This is a genomic window from Grimontia marina (assembly GCF_900060185.1).
Taxonomy (GTDB): domain Bacteria; phylum Pseudomonadota; class Gammaproteobacteria; order Enterobacterales; family Vibrionaceae; genus Enterovibrio; species Enterovibrio marinus.
Genome location: NZ_FIZY01000030.1, coordinates 37,328 through 49,502, shown reverse-complemented (window position 1 = coordinate 49,502; position 12,175 = coordinate 37,328). Strand labels below are relative to the sequence as shown.

The following is a 12,175-nucleotide window of genomic DNA, read 5'->3' as shown; positions in this document are numbered from 1 at the left end:
CACCAAAAACCACTCATCTCTCCTCGTCGTATTACATGTTACCCATACTTTTTTCATGCGTTATTTAGGTATAGTTACGCTGTCATATCACGTGAAAAGCTTTAATTCAGTTAAGTGGTTTTTCTCACCTAAACAGGTAAAATCACGCCCCCAAACCGAAATGCCGATAGACGATGACCATGCACCAAGAAAAGTTGTTTACCCCTGATGAATTGTTCACCCGTTTTCAAGGCAATACCGAACAGTCCGAACTGCCAGGTGCATTTACTTTTCCCTTCTATTATCAGCCGCATCCGCTTTGCGCATTGGCAGCAGAGGAACTGCAGCAACACCTCGCAAGTCAGACAGATTGGCAACACGATTTCGGTTTGGATGAAGCACTGGCTCCACAACTTGATAAATCTGCTGAAGGCACAGGCAAAATGTTTGGTGTGCTGCTGGTGCGATCGCCACAAGGTGAGCTCGGCTATTTCAGTGCCTTCTCCGGTAAAATTGCCGACCAAAATTTACTGCCTAACTTCGTTCCACCTGTGTTCGATATGCTGGCGGAAGAGTGTTTCTTCAGAACAGAACTGGAAGCGATCACTGCTCTAAACACTCAGGTCTCCACACTTTCTGCCAACCCTGTGTTAGAGCAGTTGGGTGCTCAACTTGCTCAAATGCAGACCGAATACGAGGTGGAAGAACAGCAACAACGCCAGCGCATGATTGATAGCCGAACCGCCCGAAAACAAGAACGAAAACTGGCGAAAGAAACCTTAACGGGCGATACCCTGAAAGCCGCATTGGACGATCTGGCAAAGCAAAGCGTGGCAGAGAAGAACACGCTCAAATACCTGAAAATGACGTGGGACGAAAAGATCCTAGCTATCGAATCACAGCTCAGTGCATTAACCACAGATATCGAGCACGCCAAACAGCAACGTAAAACGCTCTCAAATGCCCTTCAGAATAAGCTGTTTGAGCAATACCGTTTCCTTAATGCGCTTGGTGAAGAGAAGTCCCTAAAAGCAATCTTCGCGCCCACCACCAACCCAACGCCACCAGCTGGCGCGGGGGAATGTGCTGCACCTAAGCTTCTTCACTTCGCTTACAAACACGGTTATACACCGTTAGCAATGGCGGAGTTCTGGTGGGGCGTGTCACCAAAATCCGAAGTCCGTCAGCACAGGAAGTTCTACCCTTCTTGCCACGGAAAGTGTCATCCCATCCTTGGGCACATGCTCGAAGGCTTAACGGTTGACCCAAACCCACTTGAACAAAACTGGGCAGAAGATAAAACGCTGGAAGTGGTTTATCAGGACGAAGCGATTGTTGTCGTCAACAAACCTTCTGGCATGCTTTCCGTGCCGGGCAAGACGATTAAAGATTCCGCCTACACCCGCGTGATTAAAATGTTTCCTGATGCAGAAGGGCCTTTTGTGCTTCATCGATTGGATCAGGCGACATCTGGGTTGTTGGTATTCGCCCTCACCTGTCGCGCAAACAAAAGCCTACAAAAACAGTTCATCACGCGAGGAGTGGAAAAGCGCTATATCGCCATGGTGGAAGGTGTGATTGAACAAGAACAAGGTGAAATCAACTTACCGATGCGCGGCGACCCAGACGATAGGCCCCGCCAGTTGGTCTGCTTTGAACACGGTAAACCAGCTACCACTTATTGGCAATTAATTGAAGTGAAAAATGGCCGCAGCAAGCTCTACATGCTCCCCAAAACCGGCCGCACCCACCAGCTTCGCGTCCACTGCGCCCATTCGAAGGGATTAAATATGCCCATGGTCGGCGACGTACTTTACGGCGAACCCGATACCCGTCTTCATCTGCATGCCGAGCAGTTGTCGTTTGATCATCCGTATACGCATGAGCGAATGACGTTTGGGGCGGAGTGCAGGTTTTAAAAATATTGAAGGTTAAGTCTGGGGGTTGGCTCTTTTGGGGTTGAAACATTTTTGGACAATTCCGACTTAGCTTTTGTGCTCTCCATCGACCAATTCTTAGCGCTATTTACGCAAAGTGACGCACCCACTTTTCACTTTGTTGTTTTAGCGCAATGTTGGCTGAGCCCACAAAAAGAAACCGAGCCATTAGGATAGATATGGACGCGCCCGATTCACGGATTTCACGCTCTCGGTCTGGTGCAACACCGTGTTTGGGCGCGTCCATTGTGACTATTGGTATGGGCTAGTAGATGTACACCGCGCCGGTATCACCTCCACCGCCAATGTTTCCGTCACCGTTAATGCCAGTGGCACCGGAATCTTCATAGCGAGCCCCCACCGCGAGGGTGTTGCCATTCCCTGCCATCGATACCGAGTGGCCAAATAAATAGTCACCTGTATGGGTATTATACTTGGGCTTGATGTAGGCCTCCTGCGACCATTTGTTAAAGTCAAAGCGGTACACATACGCAGCGCCTCTACTACCTACACTATTATCGGTCCCGTTACCGTTAATGCCGGTGTCATTGGACTTTTCACTGCGAGCCCCCACCGCGAGGGTGTTGCCATTCGATGACAGTGATACCGCCCAGCCAAATTGGTCACCTGCCCCGGCATTCAAGGCCTTGATGAAGGCCTCCTCCGACCAACGGCCACTGGCAAAGCGGTACACATACACCGCGCCGGAATCACTTTCCCCGGTATCGTTAGAGCCATCGGCATTGGAATCTTCCCCATTAGCCCCCACCGCGAGGGTGTTGCCATTCGATGACAGTGATACCGCCCAGCCAAATTGGTCACTTGCCCCGGCATTCGAGGCCTTGATGAAGGCCTCCTCCGACCAACGGCCAATGGCAAAGCGGTACACATACACCGCGCCGGAATTACTTTCCCCGCTAGCGCTAGAGCCATCGGCATTGGAATCTTCCCCATTAGCCCCCACCGCGAGGGTGTTGCCATCTCCTGACAAAGATACCGCCCAGCCAAAATAGTCACTTGCCCCGGCATTCGAGGCCTTGATGAAGGCCTGCTGCGTCCAATTGCTACCGTCAGAGCGGTATACATACACCGCGCCGGAATCAGTTTCCCCGGTATCGTTAGAGCCATCGGCATTGGAATCTTCATAGCGAGCCCCCACCGCGAGGGTGTTTCCATCCCCTGACACAGATACCGACGTGCCAAATTGGTCACCTGCCCCGGCATTCGAGGCCTTGATGAAGGCCTGCTGCGTCCAATTGCTACCGTCAAAGCGGTATACATACACCGCGCCGGAATCACTTTCCGCGGTATCGTTAGAGCGATCGGCATTGGAATCTTCATAGCGAGCCCCCACCGCGAGGGTGTTGCCATCTCCTGACAAAGATACCGAGTAGCCAAATTCGTCACTTGCCCCGGCATTCGAGGCCTTGATGATGGCCCCCTCCGACCATCTGTTATTGGCAAAGTGGTACACATACACCGCGCCGGAATTATTTTCCCCGGTATCGTTAGAGCGATCGGCATTGGAATCTTCTTTAATACCCCCCACCGCGAGGGTGTTGCCATCTCCTGACAAAGATACCGAGTAGCCAAATTGGTCACCCGTCGAGGTATCCGAGGCCTTGATGTAGGTTATCAATGTTGTCAGGTCTGATGATGTTAAGGATTCGTAACCAGACGGTGTTTTGTCCGTGCTGTTTTCGGCTAGCACAAAAAATTCAGCCAAATGATTTTTCAGTGGGCCCAAACTCAGAGTAAGCGATGTTGTGTCAATCGTTTCGCCCAGCTTTTCACAGTCATCATCGAGTGCATCATTTTTTCTGCACAAGGTATATCCCGTCGCATGGTCGGCGACCTGCCAGGTAAAGTTGACAGGATAATAGCCATTTTCGAGCGAACCCACCCCTATCGATAAATTCGTTGCACCAGGAGCGGGAGAGAGGGCTTGCTTACCAGACGCTGTTTTGCCCGTACTGTTAGAGGCCAATACAAAATAATTAGCCGGTTCGTCCAAATTTAGATTGACAGTAAGCGAGGTATTGTTAGCTTCGGTTTCTAATAGAAATTGACAGTCATCGTCTTCTGATCCGTCTTCTCTGCACAAGGTATAGTGCGTCGCATACTCGGCGCTATCCCAGCTAAAGGTGACAGGGTAAAAACGAGAACTAACGTTGAACGCACCCACCTGTGGCGTCGCTAAAACCGGCATCTCTGGTTTGGGAATAGATACGGCTATCTCAGTAGACGCCGTTGAGCCCGAACTGTTTTTGGCCAATACAAAATAGTCAGCCGGCGTGTCCAAACTCAGAGGCAGAGTCAGTGATGTATTGGTCGTCGTTTCGCCCTGTTTTGCACAGTTATCGTCTTGTGATGCATCTTTCCTACACAGGGTATAGCCGGTCGCATTCGCCGCGCTACTCCAGCTGAAGGTGACAGGATAAGCATCACCTGTGAGCGCCCCCACAGTCGGTTGTGCTAAAACCGGTGCGCCCGGTAAAGGGAGACTATTCGTGTTCCCCGGTACGGAGGCTGTCGTATTTGCGTCATCCCCCCCACAAGCGGTGAGTCCGAGCGAGAATACCGGCACCACCCATATCGCTTTCTTGAAGAAATACATCCTATGTCCTCGATAAATTACGTCTAATGGTTGTGAAGCGTGTTAAGCCCATCAGCACACCCACAAATCGGGTGCGCGTAAAATTTCGTATCGAAAAATAAGCTAGAAGAGATTGAGGGGAATTCAACGATGAGAATATTGATTCACAAATAAGACTGAGACACTGTGGAAATCAGATTAATTGTTAAAGCAGACAGTTACTGAGAGAAATCTGGGGAAATACAGAAAGAAAGTTTCACAGATGAGACGCACCACTCCTTTAAAGAATGCGGCGCACTTCAACATAATTGGTTTTGTTTTGTTCCGCGCCATGACGGACTCAGTGACACTGGCTTTGGGGCAGAAGCGTGTCAGAGCCGACTCCCATCCCAACCTTCCCTTGGAAGGGGAAAGGGACTAAGAGCTGAATTGGTGACGAATTCTGGCTCAACGGCTATCAAGCAATTAAAAATAACAGCTTGAAATGGCGAAATTCGGCTAGAAAACAATGCACTTTGAATATTAATTCATTTCACATAATTACCATTTTTAACTGACTTCAAACCCATTATTAGCATCCACAAATTCACCATTTCTATACGTCCAAAAAATTTCGAAGCTCAACGCTTTATTCTTTCACCTTAACCACTTTACAAATCCCGTTCTCGCTATACAATCGCGCATCCTCTGACCACTTTTCATCCAGGTATTTATCTATGAGTCCAACACGTTTTGGTAACGTGATGGCGGCTGTTGCCTTCTTGTTGTGGGGCGCAATGCCGCTCTATTACCAATTTTTGCCTAACGCAGCCATGGATGAGCTGTTGGCACTTCGTATTCTCGCGTCGTTGCCGTTTTTGCTTTTGGTGTTGCAACTGCGCAAAGCCAAGTCGCCAAACTGGGCGGCGCTGATTGCCGATAAACGCTCGTTTCTTTTCGCGGGCATCGCCTCTGTGATGATGTGTGTTTCGTGGAGTGCATTTACATGGGCAATGAACAACGACCGCGTATTGGATGCGAGCCTTGGCTATTTCATTAACCCACTTTTGGTGATCGCACTTGGTGTGGTGGCGTTTAATGAAACGCTCTCTCTAGGGCAGAAAGCCGCTGTCGTTTTCGGCACCTTAGGGTTGAGCTATCAAATCTGGCAATACGGTGAACTGCCTGTTGCTGCTTTGCTGATGGCAGTGGGCTTTGCACTGTATGGTTGGTGCAAACGTCATGTGAAGTATGATGCTATTTCGAGCCTGTTGGTGGAAACCATTGTGCTTCTGCTGATTGCGGCAATCTACATGGCCTACAAGATGAGCACAGGTAACAGCGTGGCAGTATCCGGTGATATGTCTACCCTGCTGCTTTACCTTGGCGCCGCGCCAGTGACTTTGTTGCCATTGTTCTTCTTCTCTGAGGCGGTGAAGTACGCGCAAATGTCGATGATTGGCTTTATGCAGTACATTGAGCCTTCATTGCAGTTTGTTCTGGCGGTCGCGGTATTCAGTGAGACGTTTGACAGCGTGAAAACTGTCAGTTTTGGTCTGATTTGGCTGGGCTTAGCGATCGGCATTATCGAAAATCTGGTGAAGGTAAAACCCAAGCCGGATTTGCCGCAGCACTAGGGTCTGTTGACCTTGGGCCAGTGGGCTTGCTAGCAAGGTTTCGTGAAAGAAAAAGTTAAGGGGGTGTCATGCCCCCTTTTTGATCAAATCACATGTCGTCCGGCGCGCACTTATCCAGTTGCTCCGCCGTCAGTCCTGTCATCTTGGGTACTTTTTCTGTCAGGCAGACAGAGATGTCGTCAAAGCTCTTAATCTCGTCGTAGCACTGGAATAGTACTTCTTCGTACCCTTGTTTTAGTTCACCCTCAGATTTACCCGAGCATTTAGCAATAGAACCCAGAATTCCGCCTGCTTCGAGCATCATCACTGTGCTGTTCACGAATTCTTCTTTTTGTGCCTGAGTCAATTCCAGCGCGACTGATGAAGGCGCAACGCTGGTCAAAAACAGAGAACAAGACACCAAGGCGCATTTTGCATTTCTTGCCATATCAGCCATACCAAATCCTTTCAGAATAAGCTCATTTCGAGTTGATTTATACAACGCTTTACTTTCGTAGTTCAAGGCAAGCATTCCATTGCCTTTCTCCCTTTTTTAAGAAGGAATGGCAGGTAGCAATTGGGGGAGATTGGCGGACTGAACCCAGACTGGATTCAGTCGCGGCTATATTTTTTTCTTATTCTAATCTGCTCTTTGTTGATGATTCTGAGTTCGACCCCGTGATGAAGTTTAATGACTAGCTCATCTTCATCTCTTCTTAGCGGCTTGCCTTGTATTTCAATCTCACCATCATCTTCAAAATGAATAATACCGGCGATAACTTCCCCGTCTACAATCTGGGTGTCTGCTTTTAAGACAATGCGAATACCTTGCTCTGAAATCTCACACACAGGGAATGTGGTGCCATCCCACAGGAAAGAAGGCATTTCTGGCTCGCTATACCTAAGCCTAAAAAAACTACGATTCTGTTCTTCTTGTTCTTCGTCTTTTTCCATCTCAGTATTCACTCATGATTGCTGGACTCTCAACTTTAATATTAGCAACTTGATGCATAATGAGTGCGGACGATATCCCACCAAAAGAAAAAAGTATCCGAGGGCGTTTTTTATCTCTGGATGAGTCCGTCTTCTAATCACGCCAGCTTAGTTGATCCAACATGCTGTTTATAAAACAGTTTCTTGATGACCACGAACGTATAAATAGCCATATTGCTGATACACTTACTATCTAGGGGCTGTTGACCTTTGGTGATGATTTTTGCAGCAGTTTGTGGGGATTTTATGCTTTGTTGAGATGTATTTGCTTAGACTACTAGGCGCGCGCACCTCGCCGCGCCTAAAACGCTTATAGCTAGAACAAAATTTAACCACCAAAGGTCAATAGACCCTACTGGTTTCACCTAGTGAAACTTTATTTTCTTTCTACAATTTTCCGCCATACATTATCTATTAAATAAAGGAAAATAACGGCTTCCCGAGAGGGGCGTCGAGCGTTGAAAGGAAAAGCTTGTCAGTGAAAAACGACGATACCAACCCAAAAAAGCCCAACATACTTTTTGTTATGGCTGATCAGCTCCGCGCTGACTACCTTGGCTGTAACAACCACCCGACAATAAAGACGCCAACCATCGATGCGTTGGCACGTAACGGCGTGAATTTTACCAAGACGTATTGTCAGGCGCCTGTCTGCGGGCCTTCGAGAATGTCATTCTATACGGGGCGATATGCCTCTTCTCACGGTGCTAGCTATAACAATGTTCCGCTGAAGGTGTCTGAAAAGACGCTGGGTGATCATCTCCGTTCTGCGGGATATAGGGTGGCTTTGGTCGGTAAAACACACATGAAAGCTGACGCAGAAGGAATGGAAAGGTTAGGCATTGATCCGCAATCTTCACGCGGTGTGTTGGTCAGTCAATGCGGATTTGAACCATATGAGCGGGATGACGGTTTGCACCCCGATCAGCTCTTATCGCCTGATCTCGCTTACAACACCTACCTTAAAGAAAGAGGTTATGAAGGTCATAACCCTTGGCACAGTGTGGCGAATTCAGGTATTGACGAGAAGGGTAATCTGCAGTCTGGCTGGTACATGCGAAACAGTCATCTCGCGGCGAGAGTGAGCGAAGAGCACTCAGAAACAGCGTATACGACCGACAGAGCCATAGACTTTATCAACGAGGCGAAAGGGAACCCTTGGTGTTTACACCTGAGCTATATCAAACCCCACTGGCCCTATATTGCGCCAGCACCTTACCACAACATGTATTCAGAAGAAGATGTGCAGCCGGTCAACGCAACGCTTGATGAGAAAGTAAATCCACACCCTGTCGTCTCTGCATTTATGCAGCATAACGAGTCTGTTCAATTTTCAAGGGAAGAGGTGAGAAAGCGCGTTATTCCAGCCTACATGGGGCTGATCACGCAAGTGGACGACCACCTAGCGAGGCTGATTGAACATCTGAAAACTCTAGGTGAGTATGAAAACACGGTCATTGTGTTCACATCTGACCATGGTGATTACTTGGGGGATCACTGGCTTGGTGAAAAAGAGCTGTTCCATGAAGAGAGCGCCAGAATTCCTCTGATTATTCATGATCCCAGAGCGTCTGCAGATGCTTCACGAGGTAAAGCACCTGATTTACTCGCCGAGTCTATTGATCTCGTCCCGACATTTGTCGAGCTGGCCGGCCTTGAGCCTCAGTCTCATATTCTTGAGGGCCGTTCTTTGGCGCCTTTCCTCTATGGGCATGTTAAGCCGAAACAATGGCGAAAATATGCCGTGAGCGAAGTGGATTATGCATGGAGAGGAGCGAGGAGAACGCTTGGCCTAAGACCGGATCAAACCAAGGCCACGATGATCACCGACGGTCGATGGAAATACATTGATTATCATCATTTCTTGCCGCAGCTTTTCGACCTTACCGCTGACCCATTTGAACAAAACGATCTCGCCAATGACGAAGCTTGTCGGGCGGTATGCACAGAGATGGAACAGGCTCTTTTGGACTGGTACCGAAAAAGGAAAAACAGAGTGACCGTATCAGACTCCGCTATTGAAAGTAACACCGACATTGCCGACAAACGAGGATATTTGTTCGGCTATTGGTGATGACTGAAACCAGGGAAGGGACACTGGATACTTAAAGTATGAGGGAGCACGGATGACCGAGACCAAACCACAGAATTTGTTACTGAGCATAGATAAAATACTCAATATCGTTTCTGCCCCTTTATACCTTCTGATGGTTGCCTCAATCATATATACAGCGGGATGGGGGACCTGGGACGATACGATTGTTCGTGTTGGTACCGTGTCCCTCGGAGCAATTATACTGCTAATGACACGCTTGACGGATATGTCATCGTTAAGTTGGCTCCGCTGCACTGAGTTACTTTTTGTTGTCGCCGTTTGTGCCTCTACCTATCGTTATTTCTGGGTATCTGTCGAACTGGAAACAGGCTTGTATGAGCTTGAAAACATTGATATCGCGCTCGCTATTTTCGGCATGTTATCACTTGCTTACCTCGTCTATAAAGTCGTTGGAACGCCGCTGTTAGTGGTGTGCTCATTGGCATTCTTCTATGCATTATTCGGTGATGTCCTGCCATCGTTTATTGGCCATGCTGGCGTTGAGTTGTCAGAACTTCTGACAACGGTCTGGTATAGCTTCGATGGTGTTTTTGGCCGGCCTGTTGCAGTTGTCACCTCAACCATCCTGATCTTTATTTTTTTTGGTGTATTGCTGGAAACGCTGGGTACGGGCGACGTGTTGCTAAAGCTGGCTTTTCGTCTCACGAGACGTCTCGCTGGCGGTGATGCGCATGCTGCGGTGTTGGCAAGTGGTATGTTTGGTACGATTTCCGGCAGCGCAGTGGCTAACGTGGTGGCGACGGGCGTCATTACGATCCCCATGATAAAGAAAAGAGGCTTTTCAGCGGCATTTGCCGGTGGCGTTGAAGCAGCAGCATCAAGTGGCGGTCAGCTGATGCCGCCAATTATGGGGGCTGTCGCATTTATTATGGCTGATGTTACTGGTATCCCGTACTTGAGTATCTGCCTTGCTGCCCTTATTCCTGCCATTTTCTATTATGCAAGCCTCTTCGCGTTTATATCCGCTGAAGCGAAGTCTATGGGTATGAAGGCCATAGGCGACGAACACCAGGAGCCACTTACTCCCCTTGAAAAACGTAAGGCATTGGCATTTGTCGTCCCTCTTGGTTTGATTGTCGTGTTGATGGTGAGTGGGTCAAGCCCTGCTCAAGCTGGATTCTGGGCCGTTATTTCAGCCATGTTGCTCGGAGCGATAATTGAACCACAAAGAATGGCGAATATAAGTACCTGGTGGTCATTGATTAAAACCGGAGCGAGGGCTGCTGCATCTATCTCCGTCATTGTTGCTGCAGTGGGAGTGATCATTGCAGTAATGAATAGCACGGGGCTGGGTTTACGCTTCTCGTCAGCAATTCAGACATTAGCAGACGGCCATCTCTTCCTCTCTTTGATTTGTATGGCGGTAGGCTGCCTTATTTTGGGGATGGGTATGCCAACGGTACCCGCCTATCTGATCATTGTGCTTGTCATGGGCCCTGCGGTTTCATCTTTAGGGGTTGAGACGGTTGTTGCGCATCTATTTGTCGTTTACTACGCCGTTTTGTCTGCTGTGACACCGCCTGTTGCGCTTGCTGCTTTTGCCGCTGCACCGATCGCCAATGCAAATCCACTGACGCTCAGCTTTACATCATTAAAATTGGCTGTGGTCGGTTTCATCATTCCATTTGCTTTTGTCTATCAACCCTCACTGTTACTTATCACTGAGGGCTTTTCTGTTCCATCGCTTCTGCTTGCGTTGGCAACCACATCTGCCGCCGTGTTGCTCATATCCAGCGCTTTCAGCAGCAATGGCCTGAAAAAAATAATTTATATCTTGGCTGGTCTGGCAGCGATTTCGCCTTTTCTTTGGGTGCAGCTCGCTGGCATTTCTATCGCTCTTATCACCATTACTACTATGCGATATCGCATACCATTAAATCGTTAGTGCCGCCACATTCGGGCTAACAAGGAGGGAATAATGAACGGTCTCAATAAACGATTCAAACGACGGGGGATGAAGGTGCTGGTTGTCTTCTGCGCACTTTTCCTCACTGTTTTTGGCACCAGTGCAGCGGAAACATTCAGAATGTCGACGCTAGGGCCCGGAACCAGCCCGTATATGGTTATGACCCATTTTGCTAATACCGTAAATCGAGAAATCGATGACTACTCCATTGTGGTTAATGCTACCGGCGCTGCCACTAAACATGCGCTGGATGTGGCAAAAGGAAAAACCGATTTCTCTATGACTTCGCCAATGATGTTTCATTTAATGAAAAACAAAAAGGCGATGTTCAAAAAAATCAAAAATGTCGATACATTGTCTGATAATCTTCGCGCCGTCTTTAACTTCCCTATGGGGGTCTATCATATTGCTGTCTATGATGACTCGGGCATCAAAAGTCTGAAAGACATTAAAGGAAAACGTGTCTTTATAGGCCCTCCGGGTGGTGTTGCGCGACGAACGTCGCAAACCATTATTGAGGCGGCGACAGGTTACAAGGCCGGTGAAGATTACACAGCAGTAAAACTTGGCTGGGACTCTGCTGCTCAGGCATTTCAGGATAAAAATATCGACGTGTATTTCAACCCCACCAATGCGCCGAGCCCGGTGATCAGTCAAGTCGCACTGACTAACAAACTGCGTTTCCTCGGTATTTCTAAAGACGTTGCCGAAACTGACCCCAAACTCAAAAAGTTACTCAGCCAACCCAGTTATAGGCTTGCTGAATTGGCTTCCGATGCTTACGGCCCGAATCAGGTAAACAGCGAGCCCGTGTATACCGTTGGTGTCACTGTCGGTATTATGACAAATAAAGATCTGTCGGAAGAAGCCATCTACGCGATGACAAAAACCTTCTGGCAGAATGTAGAAAAAGATGCAGAAAATGCTCCGTGGCTCAGAAACATCTCTTTAGATGCTGCTTTTACGGATTTGAATATGCCGCTTCATGTTGGAGCGCTAAAATACTATCAAGAAATTGGTATCCGTTAATGGCAAAATCGCTGCTCTATTAGA

At 48.3% G+C, this 12,175-nt stretch carries 10 protein-coding genes; 6 read left to right on the top strand and 4 right to left on the bottom strand.

Translation table 11 applies throughout. From position 1 onward, the window contains the following. Positions 1-179: 179 nt before the first annotated feature. Positions 180-1,898 (top strand): RluA family pseudouridine synthase, encoded by a 1,719-nt coding sequence (locus GMA8713_RS15575; RefSeq protein ID WP_062711869.1) that lies wholly within the window; start codon positions 180-182, stop codon positions 1,896-1,898. Positions 1,899-2,004: 106 nt separating this feature from the next. Here GMA8713_RS15575 and GMA8713_RS27380 read toward each other — a convergent pair whose 3' ends face one another. Together GMA8713_RS27380 and GMA8713_RS15570 are read right to left on the bottom strand one after the other, a co-directional pair. Continuing rightward, positions 2,005-2,163 (bottom strand): hypothetical protein, encoded by a 159-nt coding sequence (locus tag GMA8713_RS27380; protein ID WP_157515639.1) that lies wholly within the window; start codon positions 2,161-2,163, stop codon positions 2,005-2,007. Positions 2,164-2,181: 18 nt separating this feature from the next. After that, a complete protein-coding gene (locus GMA8713_RS15570; protein WP_062711867.1) occupies positions 2,182-4,533 on the bottom strand; it encodes an FG-GAP repeat protein in 2,352 nt (783 codons plus the stop codon). Positions 4,534-4,774: 241 nt separating this feature from the next. Here GMA8713_RS15570 and GMA8713_RS27375 point away from each other — a divergent pair, with 241 nt between their 5' ends. After that, entirely contained in the window at positions 4,775-4,933 is a 159-nt protein-coding gene (locus GMA8713_RS27375) for a hypothetical protein (RefSeq protein WP_157515636.1), read from the top strand. A 295-nt stretch (positions 4,934-5,228) separates the two neighbouring features. Then, positions 5,229-6,128 (top strand): EamA family transporter RarD, encoded by a 900-nt coding sequence (rarD, locus tag GMA8713_RS15565; RefSeq protein ID WP_062711864.1) that lies wholly within the window; start codon positions 5,229-5,231, stop codon positions 6,126-6,128. 88 nt (positions 6,129-6,216) lie between these two features. On the opposite strand, the gene GMA8713_RS15560 is transcribed toward rarD, so the two are convergent. Together GMA8713_RS15560 and GMA8713_RS15555 are read right to left on the bottom strand one after the other, a co-directional pair. Further along, positions 6,217-6,564, bottom strand: coding sequence for a hypothetical protein (locus GMA8713_RS15560; RefSeq protein WP_157515634.1), 348 nt, complete (start codon positions 6,562-6,564; stop codon positions 6,217-6,219). A 155-nt stretch (positions 6,565-6,719) separates the two neighbouring features. After that, positions 6,720-7,061, bottom strand: coding sequence for a PilZ domain-containing protein (locus GMA8713_RS15555; protein WP_062711858.1), 342 nt, complete (start codon positions 7,059-7,061; stop codon positions 6,720-6,722). A 517-nt stretch (positions 7,062-7,578) separates the two neighbouring features. Between GMA8713_RS15555 and GMA8713_RS15550 the strand changes: the two genes are divergently transcribed. The 3 genes from GMA8713_RS15550 to GMA8713_RS15540 are packed head-to-tail and all read left to right on the top strand — an operon-like array spanning position 7,579 to position 12,151. Further along, positions 7,579-9,174 (top strand): alkaline phosphatase family protein, encoded by a 1,596-nt coding sequence (locus GMA8713_RS15550; RefSeq protein WP_198159522.1) that lies wholly within the window; start codon positions 7,579-7,581, stop codon positions 9,172-9,174. 52 nt (positions 9,175-9,226) lie between these two features. Continuing rightward, entirely contained in the window at positions 9,227-11,101 is a 1,875-nt protein-coding gene (locus tag GMA8713_RS15545; RefSeq protein WP_062711855.1) for a TRAP transporter permease, read from the top strand. A 33-nt stretch (positions 11,102-11,134) separates the two neighbouring features. Then, on the top strand, positions 11,135-12,151 hold the full coding sequence (locus GMA8713_RS15540) for a TAXI family TRAP transporter solute-binding subunit (protein ID WP_062711852.1): 1,017 nt from the start codon (positions 11,135-11,137) through the stop codon (positions 12,149-12,151). Positions 12,152-12,175 lie beyond the last annotated feature (24 nt).